Raw genomic sequence first — 24,562 nt, forward strand, 5'->3', positions numbered from 1 at the left:
AAACCACAAAAAAATGCCCCCCAAGGAATGAAATCCTTTTCTTTCAGTGTGTTAAAAATTTGGTGAAACAGCCCACGACCGACAAGGTGTCATTTTGCAACAAAACTCATTATTGAATTTCAAGGATCAGGGACAAGGCCCTGTCGTCGTGCTGATCCACGGCCTGTTCGGCAGCCTGGACAACCTCGGCCTGCTGGCCCGCCCCCTGAGCGAGCAATACAGGGTCATCAGCGTCGATCTGCGCAACCACGGCGCCTCCTTTCACTCCGATGAAATGAGCTACCCGCAGCAGGGGGCGGATGTGATCGCCCTGCTGGATCGGCTCGGGCTCGAGCAGGTGGCCCTGGTCGGTCACTCCATGGGGGGCAAGGTCGCCATGCAGGTCGCCAAGCTGGCCCCTGCCCGGGTCGACCGGCTGGTGGTGGCCGATATCGCCCCGGTCGCCTATCCCCATGCCCGCCACCAGAATGTGTTCGCCGGTCTCAACGCCACGCTCACGCGCCCCCCCCAAAGCCGCAGCGAGGCGGAAGCCATCCTGGCCGAACATATCGAGATCCCCGGCGTGCGCCAGTTCCTGCTCAAATCCTTCGTCAAAACCGAGGCGGGCTGGGGCTGGCGCTTCAATGTGCCGGCCCTTGAGCGCAATTACGCCAACATCATGGGCTGGCCCGACGACCAGACCCGCTTCGAGGGGCCGACCCTGTTCATCAAGGGGGGGGATTCCGACTATGTGCAGCCTCAATATACCGAGACAGTGATGGCACAATTCCCGGCCGCCAAGGCCCGTGTCATCGCCGGAACCGGTCACTGGCTGCACGCCGAAAAGCCGGTTTTGTTCAATAAACTGGTTGTGGATTTCCTGTCGACAGGCGGTTAACAGTTTCAAATCCTTTGTGATATAGTGCGCCCGTCATAAGGAGTGTGCGCAATCCATGCTGTATGAACATATCGATCTGATCGAGAGTCTGGGCCTGAAGCTGTTCTTCGTGGCCATCTTCCTGCTGATTGGTCTGGCCATTCACGACGTGCTCAAACGCGGCAACGTGCCCCGTTTCGGCCGCTTTATCGTCTGGCTGGTTCTGTTTCTGGGTTGCGCGGGTTTTGTCGCCAAGGGGCTGATCGAAATGGGCTGGGAAGGCTCTGGGATCGGCTAACTACTTTTCATCTGTGATGTATGGCCAAACAGCAAACTGATCGAACAACACTGGATCTGTTCGCAACTGAGAAGCGCCCCGGCAGGCCAAAGACCAATCCACTCCCCCGTGAGACCCAACTCAAGATCAACAAGCGCAACCAGCTCAAGCGCGATCGGGAGAACGGCCTGAAGCGGGTCGAGTTAAAGGTGGAGGCCGAATTGCTGGAGCGCCTGAACCAACTTGCGCTACAACAGAACGTCAGCCGAGCCGAGCTGATCCAATCTATCCTGAAGCAACAGATTGAGTCTGCGCATGCAGCAGGCATCGCAATCTGAACCGTTAAGCATTAACCAGATACGGGTAACTAAACACTATGGCTAGTGTAGGTCTGTTTTTCGGCAGCGATACCGGTAATACCGAAGCTGTCGCCAAGATGATCCAGAAAGAACTGGGCAAACAACTGATTGAAGTCCGTGACATTGCCAAGAGCAGCAAGGCCGACATCGACAGCTTCGATCTGCTGATGTTCGGTATCCCGACTTGGTACTACGGCGAAGCCCAGGCCGATTGGGATGACTTCTTCCCCGAGCTCGAAGAGATCGACTTCAACAACAAGCTGGTCGCCATCTTCGGCTGCGGCGATCAGGAAGACTATTCCGAATATTTCCTCGACGCCATGGGCACCCTGCGTGACATCGTCGAAGCCAAAGGTGCCATCATCATCGGCCACTGGCCAACCGCGAGCTACGAGTTCGAGGCCTCCAAGGCACTGGTGGATGACAAGCACTTCGTCGGTCTGGGGATCGATGAGGATCGCCAGCCGGAGCTAACCGCCGAGCGCGTCAAGGGCTGGTGCAAGCAGTTGCACGAAGAGATGTGCCTGAGCGAGCTGGAGTGATCTCCCTCCTCTGACAACAAGGGCCCCGTCGGGGCCCTTGTTGTTTCTACTCCTTCATGGCTGGCGCAGCCAGGCTCTGGGTTCTGTGTTCCGGCTTGGGTTTCACATACAGGGTGCGCCTGACCTGGGCCACCAGCTCGCCCCGCTTGTCCTGCACCTGCACCTCGAACTCGGGGAAATGCTTGTTGCCCCCCTCGGTCGCCGCCACTATGGATGCCAGCTTGGCGTCGGTCAGGTTGAACTCCGCCACCAGCATCCCCTTGCCAGGCTTGATGAAATTGATGCTGCCCGCCTTGTCCCAGACGTAATAACGGTTCTTGAAATGGCCCATCAGCATCAGCGGATAGATGGGATCCGTCATGGCGAACATGCTGCCGCCGAACTGGGTCCGGTTGGCGTTCTTGTTCCACCAGCGAGACTTGAGGGTGACCCGACAGAAGCGAAAATCGGGGCTCAATGTTTCTATCTTGATGCCCGCCCCCCAGAACGGGGGCCAGGCGTTGAGGGCGTGGCGCACCCAGGCCGCGTTGCCAAAAAGCCAATCCATGGATCTCATCCGACCAGACTATAGAGAAGTGACATAGTATCAACATTCCCTCGCGGAGCAAGCCCGGTCCGAGCTGGCCAGATTAATCTTCCACAGGGGGGAAATGTGCTAAACCCCTTGAATTACTGGGTTTATTTTTGACTTGGCTACGACCTATAATGTCAGGCCATACGAGTTCGTGGTTGCCATTCCTTCGGCAGTCAATCAGAATAACCACACCTTCGAGAATGCGAATAAATAGAATATGGCAGACAACAACCAAGCGTTAAAAAAGGCCGGGCTCAAGATCACCTTGCCCCGCGTCAAGATCCTGGAAATCCTGCAACAGCCGGACTGCCAGCACACCAGTGCGGAAGATCTGTACAAACGGCTGATCGACCAGGGTGAGGAGATTGGTCTCGCTACCGTCTATCGCGTTCTCAACCAGTTTGATGATGCCGGTATCGTCACCCGCCATCACTTCGAAGGGGGCAAGTCGGTGTTCGAGCTGGCCACCCAGGAACATCACGACCACCTGGTCTGCCTCGATTGTGGCAAGGTGATCGAGTTCTCCGACGAGGTGATCGAGCAGCGTCAGCGCGACATCGCCAAGCACCACAACATCCGCCTGACCAACCACAGCCTCTATCTCTATGGTCACTGCGTGAACGGTGACTGCAAGCACGACGAATAACGCCGTCGGCCGCGAGCAGCCATGAAAAAGCCAGCATCATGCTGGCTTTTTTTGTGTCCGCAATCCGGACCAGAGTGGCAGGGTCTCCCCTGCCCTCTGCCTGTCAGACGGCAGCGATCAGGCCTCGGCCTTGCCCCAGACGTCACGCAGGGCCACGGTGCGGTTGAACACCAGATGCTCGGCGCTGGAGAGCTTGTTGTCGGCGCAGAAGTAGCCTTCGCGTTCGAACTGGTAGGCAAACTCCGGCTTGGCGTCCTTGAGGGAGGCCTCGACCCGGGCACCCTGGATGATCACCAGAGAGTCCGGGTTGAGCGCCGCCTCGAAGTCGTCCTCGGCACCCGGGTTCGGCATCTTGAACAGACGATCGTAGAGACGGATCTCGGCCGGCAGGGAGTGAGTGGCGCTGACCCAGTGGATCACCCCCTTCACCTTGCGGCCATCGGCCGGATCCTTGCCCAGGGTCTCGGGATCGTAGGAGCAATAAATGCAGGTAACCTTGCCGACCGCATCCTTCTCGACCCGCTCCGCCTTGATGACGTAGGCGTTGCGCAGGCGCACTTCCTTGCCCAGCACCAGACGCTTGAACTGCTTGTTCGCCTCTTCTTTGAAGTCCGCCTCGTCGATGAAGATCTCGCGGGTGAAGGTCAGCTCACGGCTGCCCATCTCAGGCTTGTTCGGGTGCGCCGGGGCGGTCAGCACCTCGTCGGCCGCCAGGTTCTCGATGACTACCTTCACCGGATGCAGCACGGCCATGGCGCGCGGTGCATTCTCGTTGAGATCGTCGCGGATGCAGGCTTCCAGCATGCTCATCTCGACGATGTTGTCCTGCTTGGTCACGCCGATGCGCTGGCAGAACTCGCGGATGGAGGCCGGAGTGTAACCACGGCGACGCAGCCCGGAGACGGTCAGCATGCGCGGATCGTCCCAGCCGCTGACGTGCCCCTCGGTCACCAGCAGGTTCAGCTTGCGCTTGGACATGACGGTGTATTCGAGGTTCAGACGGGAGAACTCGTACTGACGGGGATGGCAGTCGATGCTGATGTTGTCCAGCACCCAGTCATAGAGGCGACGGTTGTCCTGGAACTCCAGGGTGCACAGGGAGTGGGTGATCCCCTCCAGGGCGTCCGAGATGCAGTGGGTGAAGTCGTACATGGGGTAGATGCACCACTTGTCACCTGTCTGGTGGTGGTGGGCAAACTTGATGCGATAGATGACGGGATCGCGCATCACCATGAAGGGGGATGCCATGTCGATCTTGGCGCGCAGGCAGGCGCTGCCTTCGGCCAGCTCGCCGCTTTTCATCTTGGCAAACAGCGCCAGGTTCTCTTCCACGCTGCGATCGCGGAAGGGGCTGTTCTTGCCAGGGGCGGTCAGGGTGCCGCGGTATTCGCGCATCTGCTCGGGGGAGAGCTCGTCCACATAGGCCAGACCCTTCTCGATGAGCTCGATGGCATAGCCGTGCAGCTTGTCGAAATAGTCGGAGGAGTAGCAGATCTCGCCGCTCCACTGGAAGCCGAGCCACTGTACGTCCTGCTTGATGGACTCCACGAACTCGATGTCTTCCTTCGCCGGGTTGGTGTCATCGAAGCGCAGGTTGCACTGGCCCTGATAGTCACGGGCGATGCCGAAGTTCAGGCAGATGGACTTGGCGTGGCCGATATGGAGATAACCGTTCGGCTCCGGCGGAAAACGGGTATGCACGCTCTTGTGCTTACCACTCGCCAGATCTTCATCGATGATCTGACGGATAAAGTTGGTTGGGCTGCTCGCCTCGCTCATGAATTCACCTCGAATGTCTCAGCTCATGGGGCAACCGCGCGCCCCCGCTTAGAAACCGACAATGATCCACTATTCATCCATGAGGCTCAACAGGAATTTGCCGCCGCGCCCTGGCTGGCGTCACGCCAGACGCCATTTGCCTCCGGGCAGGGTCGCTTCCCGGCCACAGGCATCCTTTATTTCGCCGCGATCGGCTCTCGGGCAAGCCACTTCCCCACACAGAGCGGGCTGAACGAGGGTGGCATAAAGGGCTTCCTGCGGGCACAAACACATGGCTGCTTGATATTGCGGCGAGATCACACTTCAATGTCCTGAAACAATTTAGCAACATCTGGCCCGTCACACCGCCAAGCTGAACAGAGCTGGAACCAACAAGAACCAGACATTTTCCAAACTGCATCATCCTAGTATCCTATTTACAACTTTGTCATTTTGCTGCGACATCAGGGAAGATGGTCGACAACACCTGTCCCCTCCCTTTCCCCCGAGCCACTCGCCTCATCCTCACACAGGTAGCTGAGCCATGTCCTACTCCGTATCAAGACGTGATTTCATCAAGCAGTGCGTCATAGCCGGCATCGCCGTCTACAGTGCCCCCCTCCTCGCCAACCTCTCCCTGTCCGGCATGGAAGACGAGGTCTTCGATCCCGCCTTGCTCGGCCAGTGGAAGCAGGGGGGCAAGGTCAAGTTCCGCAGCGATGGCCTGGCCAAGGTTACCGGCCAGAAGATCTACAGCCGGGACTATCGCGCCCAGGATCTGGCTGGCTGGCCGTCCCAGCAGCAACATGCGCTGCTGATCCGGCTCGACAAGGCGGATCGCGTCTATCTGGGGCTGGATCTCTCCATGCTGCCCGCCAATGCCCAGCCTCGCCGGGTGATCACGGCCGCCGACCTGGTGCGCGATGGCGTCGAGCTGCCCGCCTTCTACGGCATCAACATGATGGTGAGCGAAGGGGCCACCCCGGACTATCTGGGTCATGCGGCCGCCATGCTGATCTTCGCCGACTTCGCCACCTTCAACCGGGCCAAGCAGATCCTGCAGTTCAACGGCAAGGTGGTGCTCTACGGAGATGTGACCCCCCTGGTCGCCACCACCCGGGATCCCTGGGCCTGCTGGCGCATCATCCGGATCGAGGGCAAGCTCGGCAGGGAGGATCAATACAGCACCTTGAAGAACGGCCTCTTCTTCCCGGCCATCGTCAACCACCAGCCGGTCTGGCCGACGGCCAACGCCGATGGCAACGCGGGCGAACAGGGGATGTATCAGGCCGGACTGGTGCACAAGGAGCTGGAGGCCGAGGATGCCCTGGTGCTGGATCGCACCTACCAGACCCAGTTCATCGAGCCCATGATGATGGAGCCGGAAAACTTCAACGGCTGGTTCGACGCCAAGGCGCGCACCATGCACCTGGTGCTGAGCACCCAGTCCCCTCACGACTTCTACTACGAGGCCGCCGAGATGCTGGCCAGGGGGCCGCTGGCCGGCAAGGTCGACAAGCTGGTGGTGCACTCCCCCTTCATCGGGGGCGGCTTCGGGGCCAAGGATCACACCATATTCCCCTTCTATGGCCTGCTCGCGACCCTTTATGGCGAGGGGCCGGTGCGCCTGGCCAACGATCGTTTCGAACAGTTCCAGGGTGGCCTCAAGCGTCATCCGTTCAACATGCACAACAGGCTGGTGCTCGACAAGCAGAGCGGCCAGTTCCGCGCCCTGATCAGCGCCATGACAGTGGACGGCGGCGGTCGCCTGAACTTCACCGGCTCGGTGGCCAGCGTGGGGGCCAGCGCCATCCAGGGGGTCTACTACCTCCCCAAGAACGACATCACCGCGGTCGCCCTGCCCTCCGAGAACCCGGATTGCGGCTCCATGCGGGGATACGGCTCCCTGCAAACCATGGCGGCCATGGAGATGATGGTCAACGAGGCCGCCGCCCTGCTGAAGATGGATCCGCTGGAGCTGCGGCGCCGCAACCTGATCAGGCCCGGCCAGCCCAATACCCAGGGGGCCATTCCCGAGGGCAACAACCGTTACCCCGAGATCCTGGCCATGGCCGAACAGCACGAGATCTGGGCCCAGCGCCAGGCCAGGAAGCAGGCTTACGAGAGCCAGCATCCGGATCGCCTGCACGGCACGGGTTTTGGCATCACCACCAAGGACTATGGCACCGGCGCCGTGGCCCCCTCCGCCTGCGTCGAGCTGACAAGCAAGGGGGAGATACTGCTGAAAATCAGCGGCATGGAGATGGGCACCGGGATCCAGACCTCCCAGGCCGAGATCGTCAGCCGCTACCTGGGCCAACCGGCCGACACCATAGCGCTCGCCGAAATCGCCCTCTGGGATAGCTTCAAGCTGGTCTCGACCGACAACCCCTACACCATCTCGCAGGCGCGCCAGGACGAGATGCAGAAGAACCCGCGCTGGACCCTGGCCATTCCGCAGGCCTCCTCGGCCTCCATCTCCTCCTACTTCCAGAGTCATGCCACCGTCACCGCGGCCCGCATCCTGTTCGAGCAGACGCTCTGGCCGGCGGCGACCGCCATCTGGCGCAAGCAGTACTTCGTCGGCCAGGCAGGCCTGGATCTCGGCCCCGCCAGCGAGGCAAGCTGGACCCCGGCTGGCCTCACGACCCGTGGCATGCCGCCGCTGCCGCTCGCCCTGCTGGCGGCCCATGCTCACGCCAACGGCCTCATCACAGGCGCCATGGTGCACTGCTTCAACCGCTGGGCCTGGGCCGAGTGCGACTTCACCATAGAGGGTCAGAGCCAGCGCCTGCCCATAGATGCGCTGGCGTTGCGCTACGGCGAGGGCGCCAGCAGCGAGAAACGGGCACAGGCGGATGGCAACGGCTACCAGCTGCTCGACCGCACCCGGGCCCACTACCCCAGCACCAGCCTGAACAATGCCATGGTGACCTACTACGCCCCCTGCGCCACCCTGGTCGAAATAGCCCTGGAGAAGGGCTCGGGCAAAGTGCACATACTGTCTGCCCACAGCTGGCTGGACGCCGGCCGTGTCATCGTCCCCGAGCTGGTGGAAGGGCAGATCCAGGGCGGCCTGGCCATGGGGGTCGGTCACGCCCTGTATGAATACCTGCCCGCCGGGCAGGACGGGCCGGGCAACGGCACCTGGAACCTGAACCGCTACCAGGTCCCCCTGGCGAACCAGCTGCCGGTCTGGAACCTGACCCACACCCTGCTCGATCCCCTCTCACCGACCGATGCCACCAAGGGCATAGGCGAAGTGGTGATGATCCCCGTGGTCGCCGCCCTGGTCGAAGCCATCTATCAGGCGACCGGCACCCGTTTCTATCATCTTCCCGTCACTGCAACCGACATTCAGAAGGCCATCCAATGATCACCGTAAACATGACCATCAACGACCGTCTCATTGGCCCGATCGACGTGGATGACAACACCATGATGATCGACTTCCTGCACGAGTATGTGAACCTGACCGGTACCAAGTTCGGCTGCGGCGTCGGCGTCTGCCATGCCTGCACCATAGTGGTCGACGGGGCGGATGGCAGCAGCGAGAGCGTGCGCACCTGCATCAACGGGGTGGGCCGCTTCAACGGCCAGCGCATCCGCACCGTGGAAGGCCACGCAACGCGCAACAAGCTGGGCAAGATCATCGCCCTGAGCCCGGTGCAGAAGACCTTCCTGGATCACTTCTCCTTCCAGTGCGGCTGGTGTACCTCGGGTTTTGTCAACGAGACCACAGTGCTGCTGGAGCGGCTGCGCAAAGCGCCGGTGGCCATGGCCGATCTCGAATCCACCATAGAGGAGGCACTCAAGGATCACGTCTGCCGCTGCACCGGTTACAAGAAGTACTACGAGGGGGTCAAGGCCATGCTGATCTCGGAGGGGGTAGTACGCACATGATGCTCTCCAGACTCACATTCGCGCTCCTGCTGGGCGCAGGCGCCGTGTCCGCGGCCGACACCCGGGATCCGCTGGTGGCACAGGGGGCATACCTCGCCAAGGTCGGTGACTGCGCCGCCTGCCACACCGCCGAGGGGGGCCAGAAATACGCAGGCGGGCTGGGGTTCAAGACACCTTTTGGCGTCATCTACTCCACCAACATCAGCTCCGACAAGAGTCAGGGGATAGGCAGCTACAGCTATGAGGATTTCTACGAGGTGATGCACAACGGCAACGCCCCCAAGGGACGCCTCTATCCCGCCATGCCCTACACCTCCTATCACCTGGTCACGGATGAGGACATGAAGGCACTCTACGCCTACTTCATGCAGACCAGGCCGGCCGCCACCGTGAACCGCGACAACGAGGTCGGCTTCCCCTTCAACGTGCGCACCGGCCTGATGGCCTGGAACCTGGTGGCCCACGAGGACAGCGCCTTCCAGCCGGATCCGGCCAAGAGCAGCAACTGGAACCGTGGCCGCTACCTGGTGGACGGGCTGGGACACTGCGGCGAGTGCCACACGCCGCGGGATCTGTTCATGGCGATGGACAACTCACGCTACCTGAAAGGGGCCATGATAGAGGGGGTGATGGCCCCGGAGATCACCGCCACCGAACTCAGGCGCCAGGGCTGGACCCATGACTCCCTGACCCGGCTGCTGCGCAAGGGCTACTCGGTCAAGGGGGGCGTCTTCGCCGGCATGTATCCCGTGGTCGAGAAGAGCTTCGCCTACCTGACCGACGAGGACATGCATGCCGTCACCAGCTACCTGCTCGGCAGCGACACCCCGTTGCCGGAGCCTGCACCCAGGCCGGTCACTCTGGACGCATCGCACCCGGGTTACGGGCTCTACCGGGACTACTGCGCCGGCTGTCACGGCCAGCAGGGTCAGGGCAAGCCGAACGTGACCCCCTCCATGTACGCCAACGCCACCCTGGATCAGGCGACCGCGACCAACACCCTGGCGGTGCTGCTGCGCGGGATCCCGGCCCAGAGTTACAGCCAGACCGAGCGCTTCGCCCCCATGCCCGGCTACGCCAGGGAGCTCAACGACCAGCAACTGGCGGATCTGGTGAACTTCCTGCGCCAGACCTGGGCCCATCAGGCCTCCACCCTGAGTGCCGACGACATCAGTACGCTCAAGAAGGAGATCGTCGAGGCGCACCATGAGTGACCCTCAGCTGGAGGTGCTGCGTCAGAGCCTCGCCTGGCTGGCCCAGGGGAAAGGCATCTGGCTGTGCAGCATAGTGGCGACCTACGGCTCGGCCCCCCGCCCCAAGGGGGCCCTGTTCGCCACCGATGGCCTCCACCGCAGCGGCTCCATCTCGGGGGGCTGCATCGAGGATGCCTTCGTCGCCATGCTGGCCAGGGGGGAGCATGACGCCCCCCTGAGCCTGCTGGACTATGGCTCCCACCTGGCCCCCGATGGCAGTGCGTTCGAGCTGCCGTGCGGTGGTCGCATCCGGCTGCTGGTGGAGCGCCTCGAAGGGGACGCGGCCAGTGCGGATCTCGACGAGTGGCTCACCCGGCTGCAAGGGGGTCGCCCCTTCGTGCGGGAGGTGCTGCTCGAGCAGGGGACACGCCGCTATCTGGCCGGGGAAGCGACGGATCCCTGCGAGCAAGAGGCGCCTGGCCGGGTACGCCTGAGCTATGCCCAGCGCTGGCGCCTGCTGCTGCTCGGCATCAGCCAGGTGAGCGAGCAGGTGGCCAGGCTCGGTCAGGCCGCCGGTTTCGAGGTGCGGCTGTGCGATACCCGCGAGCCGTACCGCAGCGACTGGCACTGGGGGCCGGAGCAAGGGGGCATAGCGGTGGAGTGGTGCGATCCCGAGCGCTTCGTCGAGCGCCATGCCACGGCCCAGAGCGCCGTGCTGGCCCTGGCCCACGACCCCAGGATCGACGATGCCGGGCTGATGGCGGGGCTAGAATCCGACGCCTTCTACCTCGGTGCCATGGGGTCGGTGCGCACCAGCGCCCGTCGGCTGGAGCGGCTGCAGCGAATTGCCGAGGCGAGTCAGGCCCAGCTTGCGCGGATCCACGCCCCCATAGGGCTGCCCATCGGCAGCAAGACCCCCATGGAGATCGCCATCGCCGTGCTGGCCGAGGTGATCGCCGTGCGCCAGGGCATCCGATTGAGAGAGGCCACAGATGCAACCTGAGCGCGTCGCCCTGCTGCTGGCGGCCGGCTTCTCCCGTCGCTACGGCAGCGACAAGCGCCTCGCAGGCTCCCCGCCCCTGATCCTGCGCACCCTGGCCACCCTGCTCCCCTGTCATGACAGCGTGCTGGTGGTGCTCAGACAGCGAGACGAGGCACTGCGCCGCCTGCTGGCGGACTCCGGCGCCGAGCTGACCCAGGTGCCACGGGACGGAGGCCTGGGGGACAGCCTGGCCCACGGGGTGCGCACCCTGCTGGGAAGCGGCCGCCCCATCCACAGCCTGCTCATCGCCCTGGCCGACATGCCCCGCCTCTCCCCCGCCAGCCTGCGGGCGCTGCAAGCCGCCCAGACTGGCAGGGAGATAGTGCGCCCCCTCCATCAGGGGCAACCGGGCCACCCCGTCAGCTTCCCCGCGGATCTGCTCCCCGAGCTGGCGAGCCTGGCGGGGGAGCAGGGCGCGCAAGGCGTACTGCTGCGCCATCGGGGGCGCCTGCACACCCTGCCCCTTGACGATCCCGGCTGCGTGCAAGACATCGACTGGCCAGAGGATCCGCTCTGAGCCGCCGACCCCGTCCGACCCGCCTCTCCCCGCTCCTGCCCCCCACGATATGCCGCCTGCGGTATGCCTGATCGCCGGGCAAAAAAAAGCCCCGCACGAGGCGGGGTCACAAGTGATGAAAAACAGACAATACACACACAACAAAGGTTCACACGCACAGTCAACCTTTCCCAAGCCCGATGACCATCGCCCTTGGGAAAGGCGGGTCTTGCGACCCGCCCTGTGTCAGAGACGATACGCTATCAGTTCAGCTCGGTGACGCGGCTGGCGCGCTTGCCGTCGAAGCTGGTGGTACGCAGCCAGACCTTGCCATTGACGCTCGGCTTGGCGGCGGCGTCATAGGCGGTCCAGTTGGTGCCGTCCAGGCTGTACTGGATGGGCAGACTCGGCAGATCCACGTTCGCTTCCAGCTTGCCGTTCACCACCTTGGCACCCGGTACCGAGAGGCGGTATTCCACACCGGCCTGGTCGAGTTTGGGCAGCACGCGCTGACCCAGCAGGTTGGCGAACTGGTTCCACTCCTTGTTCAGGGTGGCCTTGTTGACGTGCTTGGTGGTACCGGAGAACTCGCGACCCTTCACGTAGTCGAGCTCGAAGCCACCCTTGTGCCAGGCGCGCTCGGCCACGGAGAAGATCCGCGGGTAGACCATGTACTCGTACTGAGCGTCGGTGCGCACTGTCTCGCTCCATTGCTGACCGGAGATCCCCTTGAACTTGACCGGATCCTGGTCACCCTTGGCCACGAAGGCGTTGCCGTCGCGGTCAACCGAGGTCTCGGCGTTCTGCGGCAGGTTTTCCGGGGCGAAGGCGAACACCTTGCGGGTGTCGTTGAAGCGGGTCGCCCAGTAGTAGCCGCGCTCGGCCGGGTGTACCTCGTTCGGGAAGTCGAAGTAGAGGTAGTCCGGGTTCGAGAGCACCACATCATAGCCCTTGTGCGCCCACTTCATCGCCTCGTTGAAGCCACCCCAGTAGAGGGTTTCCCAGAAGTTGACCCGGGTCTTCTCGGTGGCGAACACGCTGGCGTCCGTGGCGTACTTCAGACCATCTTCCCACGCCTGCAGGGTGGAGAAGCCGTGGCCCTTGACCATCTCGCTCACTTCCTTGGCGAAGTGGACAGGCAGCTCGGCCACGTCCTTGATCTTGCCATCGTCGATCATCTTCTGGCACATGGGGGACTTGCCGAACGGCTTGTCCTGCTTGCTGGAGTCGACGTTGCCCTTCCAGGCGACCAGCTCTTCTTTCTTGGTGACAGCCGGGTCCTGGTAACCGCCGCCCTGCATGATGTTCTTCGCCTCGTCACCACCGTAGTGCCAGGCGGTCAGGGGCTGGCCGGCGGCCTGGTGCATCTGGGCCACTTCATCCATCACCTTGGCCACGAAGGTGGCGGCACCCGGCTGGCAGGGGTTGATGAAGGACATCTTGTCGTAGAACTGCACCGAAGTGACGTTGGAGGTGTCATCCGGGTCAGTCAGACGGAACTGGTTCGCTTCCGCTTCCTTCCCTTCCGCCAGCAGACGCTTGTAGCGCGCCTCCATGGAGACCACGGCGGCACGGGCGTGCGCCGGCATGTTGATCTCGGGGATCACGGTCACACCGCGGGCCTTGGCGTAACGCACCAGGTCGATGTAGTCGGCCTTGCTGTAGAAGCCGGAGCCCTGGTTGTCGCTGGTGGGGCCTGAGCCGAGCTGCGGCATCAGGCACTTGGTTTCGGACTCGTCGTGGCAACGCTGGCTGCCGACCTCGGTCAGCTCCGGCAGGCCCGGGATCTCGATGCGCCAGCCTTCATCGTTGGTCAGGCCAAGGTGCAGCACGTTGAGCTTCATGGCAGACATCTGGTCAACCAGCTTCTTCATGGTCTCCGGGCTTCTGAAGTGGCGGGCCACGTCGGTCTGCATGCCGCGGTATTCGAAGCGCGGAGCATCCTCGACGCTCATCTGGCTCACCAGCTTGTCGTTGACCCCCAGCAGGGAGATCAGGGACTGGGCGCCCCAGAAGGCCCCGTCGATGTCATGACCCTGCACCACAGTGCCTTTGGCACCTATGGTCATGTCGTAGCCTTCGGCCTGCTTGAGCTTGCTGCCGAGCTTGATGGTCACTGGGTAGCCGGTGTCGGAGAGGGTAACACCCAGCTTGGTCAGTTGAGCCTTCAGGGCCTCGGCGCGATCGCTTGGCAGATCCAGGGCATTGAGCTTGATGGTGGAGAAGTCGACCTGGGGACCGGCCTTGACCACCTGCTTCATCGGGGTCGGCAGGATCTGGTCGTCAATCTTGCCGGCCGGTAGCAAGGTGCTGGTCTGGTTGGCGGCAAAACGGGTCTCGCTGTTCATCAGGATGTTGTTGTCATCCTTGGTGCGCTTCCAGCCGTCGGCCGGCATCGGCTTCTCATAGGTGGTGGCATCGTCGATGTTGCTCATGCTGGCCAGCACTTTCGGCTCGGCCCCTTCGCTGGCGACGTACCAGTTCGGCATGATGTCAGATTCGAACAATACCCAGTACTCCACCACCAGGGGTACTTCGACCGTGGCGTCCTTGGCAAAGCCCTGGAACTTCTCGGTTGGCGTCAAACGATAGAGGTCGCCGGTCAGGTGGGTGATGGTGAACTGGTCGTTGTCCACCCGCTGGATGCGGCGGATGGAGGAGACATAGATGCTCCAGTCCTTGGAGGTGACGTCGGCACCGGTATTGGTCAGGTGCAGCTTGGCAACGCCGCAGCTCGCCCACTCGGAGCCCAGGGCCTGGCAATCGAGGCCGGCGCCGGCACCGTCGTTGGTGACGACTTCGTACTTGACGACCAGGTTGCTGGCGAGGGAATCGACCACGGCTTGCTTGGCGGCATCGGCTGCCTGTACCTGGGCGGCACAAACGGTAGACATGGCAATGGCTAACAGAGAATGTTTCAAGTTCATAACTGCTGCTCTCGTTTGAAGTAAAGGTTGGATTTTCTTGGCTTTTTTTTATATGGGGCCCCTAAGCGGGGCCCTTAGTTATGTCAACAATGGACTTAGACTTGAGGTGAGCGGGTCGCTCGATTAACGCAGGGCTTTCATCTCACCGGCGATGATCTCGGCCAAGGGGCCCAGAATCACCTGCAGGTTCTGCTCACCGAGCTTGACCACACCGGCCGCGCCCAGGGCTTTGAGCTTGCGCTCGTCGACGATGCTGCGATCTTTCAGGGTCAGACGCAGACGGGTGATGCAGGCATCTATGGTCACCAGGTTGTCCTGGCCACCCAGCACTTCCAGATACTGGCGAGCCAGCTCGGTGCGGTCGGTGGTCTGGGCCTGTACCGGCACGGCTTCGTCATCTTCACGACCCGGAGTCTTCAGATTGAACTTGACGATCACGGCACGGAAGATGGCGTAGTAGAGACCGAAGAACACCAGGCCTTGTACCAGCAGCATGTACCACTGGGTCGCCAGCGGGTTGCGCGATTGGATGAACATATCGACGAAACCGGCGCTGAAGCCGAAGCCTGAGATCCAGTGCATGCTGGCGGCGATGAACACGGAGAGACCGGTCAGCAGGGCGTGGATGACGTACAGTACCGGCGCCACGAACATGAAGGAGAACTCGAGCGGCTCGGTCACCCCGGTGAAGAAGGCGGCAAAGGCGGCTGCGATCATGATGGAGGCAACTTTCTCTTTGTTCTCTTTCTTCGCGCTGTGGTAGATGGCCAGTGCCGCACCCGGCAGACCGAACATCATGATGGGGAAGAAGCCAGCCTGGTACATGCCGGTCACGCCCACGACAGCCTTGCCGGCGTCGATGGAGGATTGGCCACCCAGGAAGTTCGGGATGTCGTTGATGCCGGCCACGTCGAACCAGAACACCGAGTTCAGGGCGTGGTGCAGACCGACCGGGATCAGCAGACGGTTGAAGAAGGCGTAGATGCCGGCACCGGTGGAGCCCATGCTGACGATGGATTCACCGAAGGAGACCAGGCCACCATAGATGATGGGCCAGACGGCCATCAGGATGAAGGAGACCACGATCATGACAACGGAGGTCACGATCGGCACCAGACGACGGCCGGAGAAGAAGGCCAGGGCCTTGTGCAGCTCGACGCCACTGAAGCGGTTGTACAGCTCGGCAGCGATGACACCGGTCAAGATACCGATGAACTGGTTCTCAATCTTGCCGAAGGCGGCAGGGACCTGGTCCAGCGGGATTTGCTGGATCTGAGAGACCGCGCCCGGGCTCAGCAGGGTGGTGACCACCAGGTAACCGACCAGACCGGCCAGCGCGGCGGAACCATCTTTATCCTTGGACATGCCATAGGCGACACCCACGGCAAACAGAATGGCCATCTTGTCGATGATGGCGGCACCCGCCTTGATCAGGAAGGCCGCCAGCGCGCTTTCGCCACCCCAGCCGTTCGGGTCAATCCAATAGCCAATCCCCATCAGGATCGCTGCGGCAGGCAATACCGCTACCGGCACCATCAGGGCACGGCCGATCTTTTGCAAATAACCGAGAATGTTCACGGTTCCTCTCCTTAGTTGATGTTTTTCTAGAAATTAAGTGCTTATCACGTTCGACGCATAAGCCATCAAGGCTTGATTGGCAGTCTATGTGTTTTATTTCGCTGCGCAAATTAATAAACCGACTTTCGTGATCATTATCACTCAACAGAGATAAAGGTAGCGGATAGATGTGGCTTAGTTCGCAATCTTTATTTACGCTATAAAACAACTTGAATCCGTGTTTGGTCCCTTGCCGTCAATCCTGTGCGGCAACCGTACTGAGGTATAGAAAATGCGCCTGATCCCGTTGAAGTCTGCCAGCCAGGTGGGTCTCTGGTCTGCTCGTTACATCGTTGACCGCATCAATGCGTTCAAACCGACCGCCGACCGCCCCTTCGTACTGGGCCTGCCCACCGGCGGCACGCCGCTGACGACCTACAAGCGCCTGATCGAGCTACACAAGGCCGGCGAGGTGAGCTTCCAGCACGTGGTGACCTTCAACATGGACGAGTACGTGGGGCTGCCCAAGGAGCACCCGGAGAGCTACCACAGCTTCATGTACAACAACTTCTTCAACCACGTGGACATTCGCCCGGAAAACATCAACATCCTCAACGGCAACGCCGAGGATCTGGTGGCCGAGTGCAAGCGCTACGAGGAGAAGATCAAGTCCTACGGCCGGATCAACCTCTTCATGGGCGGCGTGGGCAACGACGGTCACATCGCCTTCAACGAGCCGGCCTCTTCCCTGGCCTCCCGTACCCGGGTCAAGACCCTGACCGAGGATACCCGCATCGCCAACTCCCGCTTCTTCGGTGGCGACATGGAGCAGGTGCCCAAGCTGGCGCTGACCGTGGGCGTGGGCACCCTGATGGATGCCGAAGAGATCATGATCCTGGTGACCGGTCACGCCAAGGCCCTGGCCCTGCAGGCCGCGGTGGAAGGCTGCGTCAACCACATGTGGACCATCTCCACCCTGCAACTGCATCCCAAGGGCATGATGGTGTGCGACGAGCCCTCCACCATGGAGCTGAAGGTCAAGACGGTCCGTTACTTCCAGCAGCTGGAAGCCGCCAACATCGACCGTCTGTAAGGAGCCGTCATGTACGCACTGACTAATTGCACCCTCTATACCGGCAGCTGCGTGCTGACCGGCCACGGCGTACTGATCGAAGGCGACAGGATTGTCGCCATCTCCCACCTGGCCGAGCTGCCCGCCGGCATCGAGCAAATTGATCTCAAGGGCGCCAACCTCAGCGCCGGCTTCATCGACGTGCAGCTCAATGGCTGCGGCGGTGTCATGTTCAACGGTCATATCACCACCGAGACCCTGGCCACCATGCAGGCGGCCAACCTCAAGTCCGGTACCACCAGCTTCCTGCCGACCCTGATCACCAGTCCGGATGCGGACATGAAGCTGGCGGTGGCGGTGACCCGCGACTACATGGCCGCCCGTCCGAACGAGGTGCTGGGGGTCCATCTGGAAGGGCCTTACACCAACCTCAAGCGCAAGGGCATACACCCGGCCGAGCAGATCCGCCAGCCCGTCGACGAGATGATCGACTTCTTCTGCGCCAACGCGGACGCCATCGCCAAGATCACCCTGGCGCCGGAGCGCAACAAGCCGGAGCACATCCGCCGCCTGGTGGAGGCCGGCATCCTGGTCTCCGCCGGTCACACCGCTGCCAGCTATGACCAGGCCATGGCCGGGTTTGACAACGGCATGCGCTTTGCCACCCACCTCTACAACGCCATGACCCCGACCCTGAACGGTCGCGAGCCTGGGGTGGTGGGTGCCATCTACGATCGCAAGGATGTCTATGCCGGCATCATAGTCGACGGTCACCACGTGCACTGGGCCAACGTGCGCCTGGCACACAGGATCCTCGGCGAGAAACTGGTGCTGGTCACCGATGCCACCGCCGCGGCCGGGGCACCGGAAGGCTTTGAGCAGTTTGATTTTTGTGGCGCAACCGTCTATTTCCGCGATGGTCAGTGCGTCGATGAGAATGGTACACTCGGCGGCTCCGCCCTCACCATGATTGAAGGGGTGGAGAATCTGGTCAAACAGGTCGGATTACCGCTCGATGAAGCACTGAGAATGGCCACCCTTTACCCCGCTCGCGCCATTGGATGGGACTCACGTCTCGGTAGTATCCAGGTCGGAAAAATTGCCAACCTCACCGTCTTTGATCAGGCCTTCACGGTCTGCGGGACCGTGGTTAACGGACACTACACAACACAGTGACACTATGACTGGCGGACAAATAGCAAACGTAGATCTTATCAAGCAGGTGAACAGTGCCGTCGTCTATCGACTCATTGACCTGCAGGGGCCCATCTCGCGGGTCAAAATTGCCGAGTTGAGTCAGCTGGCCCCGGCCAGCGTGACCAAGATAACCCGGCAACTGATCGAGCATGGGCTGATCAGGGAGACGTCGCCCCAGGCGTCAACCGGCGGACGACGCGCCATCTCCCTGACCACCATCAAGCATCGCTTTCAGTTTGTCTCCGCCAAGCTTGGCCGCGGCTATCTGCAGCTCTCCCTGTATGATCTCGACGGCAAGGAGCTCGATCAGCACATCACCCAGGTGACCGAGATCGAGCAACAGCCCGTGGTCGACATGCTGCTGCGGGAGATTGGCGCCTTCATCGACGCCAATACCGAGCGCAGTCGCAACCTCATCAGCATCGCGCTGACCATGCCGGGTCTGGTCAACCCGGAATCCGGCATGGTCATCTATACCCCCACCTACCAGATCCGTAACCTGGGGCTCGCCAAGCTGCTGGAGCACCATTTCAACCTCCCCTGCTACGTGGGCAACGACACCCGCTCCCTCGCACTCGCGGAGCACTTCTTCGGCGAGTCCCGCGACTGCATGGACTCCATCCTGGTGAGCGTGCACCAGGGCACCGGCTCAGGCATCATCACCAAGGGGCAGGTGTTCCTCGGTCATAACCGCAACGTCGGCGAGATAGGTCACATCCAGGTCGAGCCCCTCGGCAAGCGCTGCCACTGCGGCAACTTCGGCTGCCTCGAGACCATCGCCTCCAACGAGGCCATCGTCGACAAGGTGAAGGAGCTCATCAGCCGCGGCCACCTGAGCTCGCTGCAGGAGAAGCACATCACCATCCAGGAGGTGTGCAAGGCCGCCGTGGCGGGGGACGAACTGGCCCGCAGCGTGATCGAGAATGTGGGGGAACATCTGGGGCGGGCCATCGCCATCACGGTCAACCTGTTCAACCCCCAGAAGGTGCTGATCGCCGGTGAAATCACCGCCGCCGAGGAGATCCTGATCCCGGCCATCCGTCGCTGCGTCGAGCACCAGTCCCTGCCGAGCTTCCACCGTGGCCTGCCCATCGTGAAGGCGCGCTTCCAGAACCAGCCCACCATAGGGGGTTTCGCCCTGGTGAAGCGCTCCCTGCTGGAGGGGGATCTGCTGCAGATCATCATGGAGCAGAAGTAAGGCCACGCCTTGCATCAATAAAAACGGCAGCCAGTGGCTGCCGTTTTTTATGGTCGGCTTTCGCCGGTTTACCCCGCCCTACACGGTTTGAACAGATCCAGCGCACCGTCATAGACCTGGGTCTGCACGTCCATGATGCCCAGCATCGAGTGGAACAGGTTATCGTGGGAGAAGCGCTTGCTGTCCGCCTCCTGGCGCAGGCAATCCTGATTGAGCCCGCGATCCCGCTGCAGCTCGGGAGAGAACCAGGTCAAGAGGGGCACCCGGGTCTGATCGTCCGGGGCGAACTTGTAGGGGGTGCCATGCAGGTAGAGCCCCAGCGCGCCGAGGGATTCCCCGTGATCCGACAGGTAGACCAGCCCCACGTTGTACTGGCTCTCCAGGGTCTTGAGCTTGGCGATGAGTTGGGACAGCACCTTGTCGGTGTAGCGGATGGTGTTGTCATAGGTGTTGACCAGCTCCTCGTTGCTGCAGTTCTCGATGTCGCTGCGCGGGCAGTCTGGCAGGAAGACGCGATCGGCGGCCGGATAGCGGCGATAGTAGGTCGGGCCATGGCTGCCCATCAGGTGGAAGGCCACCAGCTTGCTGCCCTGCCTGCCCTTCATCCCGGCGATCTGCCGATCCAGCCCCTGCAGCAAGACCTCGTCATAGCAGGAATCCCCTTCGCAGTATTGGGGGAAGGCCTTGGGTTCGATCTCCAGGGTCGGCACGTGATTGCACACCCCCTTGCAGCCGCCGTCGTTCTCCTTCCACAGCACGGAGACACCGGCGTGCTGCAGCACGTCCAGCAGGCCGTCCCTGGACTTGGCCAGGGTCTCGTCATAACCACGGCGCGTGAGGTTGGAGAACATGCAGGGCACCGAGACCGCGGTGGCGGTGCCACAGGAGCGCACATCCCTGAAGGAGACCAGATCCGGCTCCTTCATGGTGAAACCGTTGGTCTGCTTCTGGTAGCCGTTGAGGGAGTAGTTCTGGCTGCGGGCCGTCTCCCCCACCACCAGGAACATCAGGGTCGGCTTGTCGCTCTTGGCGACCACCCTGGCATCTGTGCCTATCGGCTCATAAGGGACCGGGGTGGCGAAGAGAATATCCCGGGCATAGCGATAGAGGCCGCGCACATAGTTGGAGGGGACTATCTCTTTGACGATGGTGTGGTTGTTGCGCCCGACCGAGGCGTAGTCCTGGTAATAGAGTGCGGCGACGCCGACCAGGGACAGCAGGGAGAGGGCGATACCCGCCAGACGCTGGGCCAGCCCCTTGTACCAGGGGGTTGGGTATTCGATCTTCACCCACAAGAGGGCAAGCACCGGCAGCACGGCGGTGAGCAGGAACCAGAGCACCACTGAACCATTGAGGTAGGAGCTCGCCTCCCCGCTGTTGGTCTCGAGTATGTTCTGCACCATGCCCACATCGAAGATGATGCCGTATTTGAGCATGGCGTAGCTGACCAGGGAGGCGGTGACGATCAGGAAGGTGAAGAAGGGCTTGAGCAGATAGCGGAAGGTGAACGGCAGGAAGACCGCATTGAGGGCGGCAATCAGCACCAGGGGGATGGAGAGGGCAAACCCCGCCTTGACGTGCTCGAGGGCGCTGAGAATACGGTAAAAGTGCAGGAAAATGGGCCAGTTGAACACCAGTGTAAACAGCAGCACCAGCAACAGATTGACCTTCATCACTCCCAGAGTGAGGCGCATAACGATACTCCGACAAACCAGTGATCTGGAGACCCTGCATGGGGGCTCCGTTGTGGGCATCCCTGTCACCCGTCTCTCTTCCCGAGCAGACAACGCGGTGATGGGCACAGCGGCCCGGATGCAAGGAGAGAGTAGGAAGGCAAACTTAAGCGGGCATTAAGGGAGGCACAGCGAAGGAAATGGCGTCAGAGAGGAGTCAGGGAGATAAAAAAACGGCAGCCTTAGGCTGCCGTCTGGTCGGAGGTGACACCCTTGTGGTGCCTCCTGCCGCTAGTGTCTATTTTTGATGGCGATCAGAGCAGCGCGGCCACTTCGTCGGAGATGGAGCCGTTGTGGTAGACCTCCTGCACATCGTCCAGATCTTCCAGCATGTCGATGAGACGCATCAGCTTGGGGGCGGTGTCGGCGTCCAGCTCGGCTTCGGTGGAAGCTATCATGGTCACTTCGGCGCTCTGGGGCTTGAAGCCGGCGGCTTCCAGGCCGTCCAGCACGGTGCCGAAGTCGTTCGGGGTGGTGTAGACCTCGATGGAGCCATCCTCTTCGGTGACCACGTCATCGGCGCCCGCTTCCAGGGCCGCGTCCATCAGGGCATCTTCGTCCACGCCCACGAAGGTCAGCAGACCCTTCTTGCTGAACAGGTAGGCCACTGAGCCGTCGGTGCCCAGGTTGCCACCGCACTTGCTGAAGGCATGACGCACTTCGGCCACGGTACGATTGCGGTTGTCGGTCAGGCACTCCACCATGACGGCGGAGCCCGCCGGGCCGTAACCTTCGTAGACGATGGTTTCCAGCTGCTCGCCATCGCCACCACCGGCGCCGCGCTGGATGGCACGGTTGATGGTGTCACGGGTCATGTTGCCGGTCAGGGCAGCCGCTACCGCCGCGCGCAGGCGCGGGTTGTTGGCGGGATCCGCGTCACCGAGGCGAGCCGAGGTGGTGATTTCGCGGATCAGCTTGGTGAAGATCTTGCCACGCTTGGCGTCTTGCGCCGCCTTGCGGTGTTTGATGTTGGCCCATTTGCTGTGACCTGCCATAAAAACTCTCCGTTATAATGTGAAATCAATGGGATACGGGTCGCATGGCGACCCGTTCTTCAATCTTCTCAGGCGTCAGCCTTGGCATCGGCCTTGGCAACGGTGGCGATGGCCAGCTCGGTCAGCTGGGCCTGGTTGGCGAAGCTGGGAGCATCCGTCATCAGGCAGGCCGCTGCCGTGGTTTTCGGGAAGGCGATCACGTCCCGGATGTTGTCGGTACCGGTCAGCAGCATGCTGAGGCGGTCCAGACCGAAGGCCAGACCGGCGTGGGGCGGGGTACCGTACTTCAGGGCATCCAGCAGGAAGCCGAACTTCAGGCGCTGCTCGTCCGGGGTGATCCCCAGGATGTCGAACACGGTGGACTGCATCTCGCTGTTGTGGATACGCACAGAGCCGCCACCCACTTCGTAGCCGTTGATCACCATGTCGTAGGCGTTGGCATAGGCCCCCAGGGGGTTGGCCTTGAGCTCGTCCGGGCTCAGGTTGCTCGGCGCGGTGAAGGGGTGGTGCATGGCAGCCAGGCCGCCTTCGCCATCTTCCTCGAACATGGGGAAGTCGATGACCCAGAGCGGCTTCCAGACGTTCTCCACCAGACCCAGATCGCGGCCCACCTTCAGGCGCAGGGCGCCCATGGCGTCGCACACCACCTTCTTGGAGTCGGCGCCGAAGAAGAGGATGTCGCCGTCGGCGGCACCGGTACGGGCCAGGATCTCGCGCACTATCTCGTCGGTGAGGAACTTGGCCACCGGAGACTGCACGCCCTCTATGCCATTAGCGGCTTCGTTGACCTTCATCCAGGCCAGGCCCTTGGCACCATAGATGCCGACGAACTTGGTGTACTCGTCGATCTGCTTGCGGGACAGCTCGGCGCCGCCCGGCACTTTCAGGGCTGCCACGCGGCCTTTCGGATCGTTGGCGGGGCCGGCGAACACGGCGAACTCCACCGCGGTCAGCAGGTCGGCCACATCCACCAGCTCCATGGGCAGGCGCAGGTCCGGCTTGTCGGAGCCAAAGCGACGCATGGCCTCGTCGAAGGTCATGATGGGGAAGTCGCCGAGATCCACGTTCAGGATGTGCAGCCAGAGCTTGCGGATCATCTCTTCCATGATTTCACGCACCTGGGGCGCGGTCATGAAGGAGGTCTCCACGTCGATCTGGGTGAATTCCGGCTGGCGGTCGGCACGCAGGTCTTCATCGCGGAAGCACTTGACGATCTGGTAGTAGCGATCGAAGCCGGACATCATCAGCAACTGCTTGAACAGCTGCGGGGACTGCGGCAGGGCGTAGAACTTGCCCTTGTGCACCCGGCTCGGCACCAGGTAGTCACGGGCCCCTTCCGGGGTCGCCTTGGTCAGCATGGGGGTCTCGATGTCGAGGAAGCCCTGCTCGTCCATGAAGCGGCGCACGAAGGCGCTGGCCTTGGCACGGGTCTTCAGGTACCTGGCCATCTCGGGGCGACGCAGGTCCAGGTAGCGATACTTGAGGCTGATCTCTTCGCTGTTGACCTGGTTGAAGTCAAGGGGCAGCGGCTCGGCACGGTTGATGATGGTGAGCTCGTGGGCGAACACTTCGATGGCGCCTGTGGCCATGTCGCTGTTGCGCTGGGAGTCCGGACGGGTACGCACCACGCCGGTCACCTGGATGCAGAACTCGCCGCGCAGCTCGGAGGCCAGGGCGAAGGCGTCCGGCTTGTCCGGGTCGAAGAAGACTTGCACGATCCCTTCCCGGTCGCGCATGTCGATAAAGATGAGGCCGCCGAGATCGCGACGACGGTGGACCCAACCGCACAATGTAATGGTCTGCCCGGCATGGGCCTCATTGACCTGTCCGCAATAGATAGAGCGCATGGACTTCTTCCTTCGAAATGGTAGAGAGACGGTTCACCTTGGGTCGCCGGGCACGACTGGCAAGCACCGTCTGTCTCACAGCTGGCCAGATCCTGGTTCTTACCCGGTTTGAAATCAGTCTCATATCATCCGGCTCCCCGAGCCGGATACTTGCCGCCAATGCCGGCTCGCGCCGAGTGCCCCGTCGAGGGGTCGACGCGCGAGGCGAGAACATCGGCAAGCGTCGTTGTCTGGCAACCTTGTGACCCAGATCATCGCCACCTTAGGCGCACAACCCCGTGAGTCACAACGATTTGGCAAACAAAAGGGCTGGCATTATAGAGGAAAACCCCCATTTGGGTAAAATGGCCCGCAGCCTCCTTTGCCCTGTTTTTTGTTGTCCTGGCGCAA

At 61.8% G+C, this 24,562-nt stretch carries 20 protein-coding genes; 13 read left to right on the forward strand and 7 right to left on the reverse strand.

The genetic code is table 11. The annotated features are described in order from the left end of the window. Positions 1 to 112: 112 nt before the first annotated feature. From ACWPWQ_RS10455 to fldA, 4 genes are read left to right on the forward strand one after another with little or no spacing between them, the layout of a single operon-like run. Positions 113 to 877, forward strand: a complete 765-nt coding sequence (locus ACWPWQ_RS10455) for an alpha/beta fold hydrolase (protein WP_454009770.1) — start codon at positions 113 to 115, stop codon at positions 875 to 877. A gap of 55 nt (positions 878 to 932) precedes the next feature. After that, complete coding sequence (locus tag ACWPWQ_RS10460; RefSeq protein WP_106887376.1) at positions 933 to 1,154, forward strand: DUF2788 domain-containing protein; 222 nt, start codon at positions 933 to 935, stop codon at positions 1,152 to 1,154. Between the two features lie 20 nt (positions 1,155 to 1,174). Beyond that, positions 1,175 to 1,471, forward strand: a complete 297-nt coding sequence (gene ybfE, locus ACWPWQ_RS10465; RefSeq protein WP_005325670.1) for a LexA regulated protein — start codon at positions 1,175 to 1,177, stop codon at positions 1,469 to 1,471. Between the two features lie 38 nt (positions 1,472 to 1,509). Further along, positions 1,510 to 2,034, forward strand: coding sequence for a flavodoxin FldA (gene fldA / locus ACWPWQ_RS10470; RefSeq protein ID WP_005325673.1), 525 nt, complete (start codon positions 1,510 to 1,512; stop codon positions 2,032 to 2,034). Positions 2,035 to 2,080: 46 nt separating this feature from the next. Here fldA and ACWPWQ_RS10475 read toward each other — a convergent pair whose 3' ends face one another. Next, positions 2,081 to 2,581 carry a DUF4442 domain-containing protein gene (locus ACWPWQ_RS10475; RefSeq protein WP_247626857.1) on the reverse strand — a complete coding sequence of 167 codons (501 nt, stop codon included), beginning with the start codon at positions 2,579 to 2,581 and terminating at the stop codon, positions 2,081 to 2,083. 244 nt (positions 2,582 to 2,825) lie between these two features. Between ACWPWQ_RS10475 and fur the strand changes: the two genes are divergently transcribed. Then, complete coding sequence (fur, locus tag ACWPWQ_RS10480) at positions 2,826 to 3,254, forward strand: ferric iron uptake transcriptional regulator (RefSeq protein ID WP_005325677.1); 429 nt, start codon at positions 2,826 to 2,828, stop codon at positions 3,252 to 3,254. A 117-nt stretch (positions 3,255 to 3,371) separates the two neighbouring features. Here the strand turns inward: fur and glnS are convergent, their stop codons facing one another. Further along, positions 3,372 to 5,033 carry a glutamine--tRNA ligase gene (glnS, locus tag ACWPWQ_RS10485; RefSeq protein WP_454009729.1) on the reverse strand — a complete coding sequence of 554 codons (1,662 nt, stop codon included), beginning with the start codon at positions 5,031 to 5,033 and terminating at the stop codon, positions 3,372 to 3,374. A 523-nt stretch (positions 5,034 to 5,556) separates the two neighbouring features. Here glnS and ACWPWQ_RS10490 point away from each other — a divergent pair. From ACWPWQ_RS10490 to ACWPWQ_RS10510, 5 genes are read left to right on the forward strand one after another with little or no spacing between them, the layout of a single operon-like run. Then, entirely contained in the window at positions 5,557 to 8,388 is a 2,832-nt protein-coding gene (locus ACWPWQ_RS10490) for a xanthine dehydrogenase family protein molybdopterin-binding subunit (protein ID WP_454009730.1), read from the forward strand. Beyond that, positions 8,385 to 8,915 (forward strand): (2Fe-2S)-binding protein, encoded by a 531-nt coding sequence (locus ACWPWQ_RS10495; RefSeq protein WP_139436452.1) that lies wholly within the window; start codon positions 8,385 to 8,387, stop codon positions 8,913 to 8,915. The genes ACWPWQ_RS10490 and ACWPWQ_RS10495 overlap by 4 nt, the downstream gene beginning before the upstream one ends. Then, on the forward strand, positions 8,912 to 10,129 hold the full coding sequence (locus tag ACWPWQ_RS10500; protein WP_139436454.1) for a c-type cytochrome: 1,218 nt from the start codon (positions 8,912 to 8,914) through the stop codon (positions 10,127 to 10,129). The genes ACWPWQ_RS10495 and ACWPWQ_RS10500 overlap by 4 nt, the downstream gene beginning before the upstream one ends. Beyond that, positions 10,122 to 11,111 (forward strand): XdhC family protein, encoded by a 990-nt coding sequence (locus tag ACWPWQ_RS10505; RefSeq protein ID WP_454009731.1) that lies wholly within the window; start codon positions 10,122 to 10,124, stop codon positions 11,109 to 11,111. The genes ACWPWQ_RS10500 and ACWPWQ_RS10505 overlap by 8 nt, the downstream gene beginning before the upstream one ends. Continuing rightward, complete coding sequence (locus tag ACWPWQ_RS10510) at positions 11,101 to 11,667, forward strand: nucleotidyltransferase family protein (protein WP_454009732.1); 567 nt, start codon at positions 11,101 to 11,103, stop codon at positions 11,665 to 11,667. The genes ACWPWQ_RS10505 and ACWPWQ_RS10510 overlap by 11 nt, the downstream gene beginning before the upstream one ends. A gap of 242 nt (positions 11,668 to 11,909) precedes the next feature. Here ACWPWQ_RS10510 and ACWPWQ_RS10515 read toward each other — a convergent pair whose 3' ends face one another. Next, complete coding sequence (locus ACWPWQ_RS10515) at positions 11,910 to 14,573, reverse strand: beta-N-acetylhexosaminidase (RefSeq protein ID WP_454009733.1); 2,664 nt, start codon at positions 14,571 to 14,573, stop codon at positions 11,910 to 11,912. 123 nt (positions 14,574 to 14,696) lie between these two features. Continuing rightward, positions 14,697 to 16,151, reverse strand: a complete 1,455-nt coding sequence (gene nagE, locus ACWPWQ_RS10520; protein WP_005325683.1) for an N-acetylglucosamine-specific PTS transporter subunit IIBC — start codon at positions 16,149 to 16,151, stop codon at positions 14,697 to 14,699. A gap of 271 nt (positions 16,152 to 16,422) precedes the next feature. On the opposite strand from nagE, the gene nagB reads away from it, so the two are divergent. Genes nagB through nagC form a run of 3 tightly spaced genes read left to right on the forward strand, consistent with a single transcriptional unit; the run spans position 16,423 to position 19,597 of the window. Next, positions 16,423 to 17,223, forward strand: a complete 801-nt coding sequence (nagB, locus tag ACWPWQ_RS10525) for a glucosamine-6-phosphate deaminase (protein WP_139436464.1) — start codon at positions 16,423 to 16,425, stop codon at positions 17,221 to 17,223. A 9-nt stretch (positions 17,224 to 17,232) separates the two neighbouring features. Then, positions 17,233 to 18,378, forward strand: a complete 1,146-nt coding sequence (gene nagA / locus ACWPWQ_RS10530; RefSeq protein ID WP_202046332.1) for an N-acetylglucosamine-6-phosphate deacetylase — start codon at positions 17,233 to 17,235, stop codon at positions 18,376 to 18,378. Positions 18,379 to 18,382: 4 nt separating this feature from the next. Then, positions 18,383 to 19,597, forward strand: coding sequence for a DNA-binding transcriptional regulator NagC (gene nagC / locus ACWPWQ_RS10535; protein ID WP_162519201.1), 1,215 nt, complete (start codon positions 18,383 to 18,385; stop codon positions 19,595 to 19,597). Positions 19,598 to 19,665: 68 nt separating this feature from the next. Here nagC and ACWPWQ_RS10540 read toward each other — a convergent pair whose 3' ends face one another. The 3 genes from ACWPWQ_RS10540 to aspS form a co-directional block, all read right to left on the reverse strand. After that, positions 19,666 to 21,291 (reverse strand): phosphoethanolamine transferase, encoded by a 1,626-nt coding sequence (locus tag ACWPWQ_RS10540; RefSeq protein WP_454009734.1) that lies wholly within the window; start codon positions 21,289 to 21,291, stop codon positions 19,666 to 19,668. A 293-nt stretch (positions 21,292 to 21,584) separates the two neighbouring features. Then, on the reverse strand, positions 21,585 to 22,325 hold the full coding sequence (locus tag ACWPWQ_RS10545; protein ID WP_005325689.1) for a YebC/PmpR family DNA-binding transcriptional regulator: 741 nt from the start codon (positions 22,323 to 22,325) through the stop codon (positions 21,585 to 21,587). A 68-nt stretch (positions 22,326 to 22,393) separates the two neighbouring features. Then, positions 22,394 to 24,172, reverse strand: coding sequence for an aspartate--tRNA ligase (gene aspS / locus ACWPWQ_RS10550; protein WP_454009735.1), 1,779 nt, complete (start codon positions 24,170 to 24,172; stop codon positions 22,394 to 22,396). Positions 24,173 to 24,562: the final 390 nt, after the last annotated feature.

The sequence above is a fragment of the Aeromonas sp. Marseille-Q7275 genome (genome assembly GCF_965119515.1).

What these genes read in the sequence shown, in the direction of transcription:
- ACWPWQ_RS10460 (WP_106887376.1), top strand. Translation starts at nt 933, where the DNA reads ATGCTGTATGAACATATCGATCTGATCGAGAGTCTGGGCCTGAAGCTG.
- ybfE (WP_005325670.1), top strand. Translation starts at nt 1,175, where the DNA reads ATGGCCAAACAGCAAACTGATCGAACAACACTGGATCTGTTCGCAACT.
- fldA (WP_005325673.1), top strand. Translation starts at nt 1,510, where the DNA reads ATGGCTAGTGTAGGTCTGTTTTTCGGCAGCGATACCGGTAATACCGAA.
- ACWPWQ_RS10475 (WP_247626857.1), bottom strand. Translation starts at nt 2,581, where the DNA reads ATGGATTGGCTTTTTGGCAACGCGGCCTGGGTGCGCCACGCCCTCAAC.
- fur (WP_005325677.1), top strand. Translation starts at nt 2,826, where the DNA reads ATGGCAGACAACAACCAAGCGTTAAAAAAGGCCGGGCTCAAGATCACC.
- glnS (WP_454009729.1), bottom strand. Translation starts at nt 5,033, where the DNA reads ATGAGCGAGGCGAGCAGCCCAACCAACTTTATCCGTCAGATCATCGAT.
- ACWPWQ_RS10490 (WP_454009730.1), top strand. Translation starts at nt 5,557, where the DNA reads ATGTCCTACTCCGTATCAAGACGTGATTTCATCAAGCAGTGCGTCATA.
- ACWPWQ_RS10495 (WP_139436452.1), top strand. Translation starts at nt 8,385, where the DNA reads ATGATCACCGTAAACATGACCATCAACGACCGTCTCATTGGCCCGATC.
- ACWPWQ_RS10500 (WP_139436454.1), top strand. Translation starts at nt 8,912, where the DNA reads ATGATGCTCTCCAGACTCACATTCGCGCTCCTGCTGGGCGCAGGCGCC.
- ACWPWQ_RS10505 (WP_454009731.1), top strand. Translation starts at nt 10,122, where the DNA reads ATGAGTGACCCTCAGCTGGAGGTGCTGCGTCAGAGCCTCGCCTGGCTG.
- ACWPWQ_RS10510 (WP_454009732.1), top strand. Translation starts at nt 11,101, where the DNA reads ATGCAACCTGAGCGCGTCGCCCTGCTGCTGGCGGCCGGCTTCTCCCGT.
- ACWPWQ_RS10515 (WP_454009733.1), bottom strand. Translation starts at nt 14,573, where the DNA reads ATGAACTTGAAACATTCTCTGTTAGCCATTGCCATGTCTACCGTTTGT.
- nagB (WP_139436464.1), top strand. Translation starts at nt 16,423, where the DNA reads ATGCGCCTGATCCCGTTGAAGTCTGCCAGCCAGGTGGGTCTCTGGTCT.
- nagA (WP_202046332.1), top strand. Translation starts at nt 17,233, where the DNA reads ATGTACGCACTGACTAATTGCACCCTCTATACCGGCAGCTGCGTGCTG.
- nagC (WP_162519201.1), top strand. Translation starts at nt 18,383, where the DNA reads ATGACTGGCGGACAAATAGCAAACGTAGATCTTATCAAGCAGGTGAAC.
- ACWPWQ_RS10540 (WP_454009734.1), bottom strand. Translation starts at nt 21,291, where the DNA reads ATGCGCCTCACTCTGGGAGTGATGAAGGTCAATCTGTTGCTGGTGCTG.
- ACWPWQ_RS10545 (WP_005325689.1), bottom strand. Translation starts at nt 22,325, where the DNA reads ATGGCAGGTCACAGCAAATGGGCCAACATCAAACACCGCAAGGCGGCG.
- aspS (WP_454009735.1), bottom strand. Translation starts at nt 24,172, where the DNA reads ATGCGCTCTATCTATTGCGGACAGGTCAATGAGGCCCATGCCGGGCAG.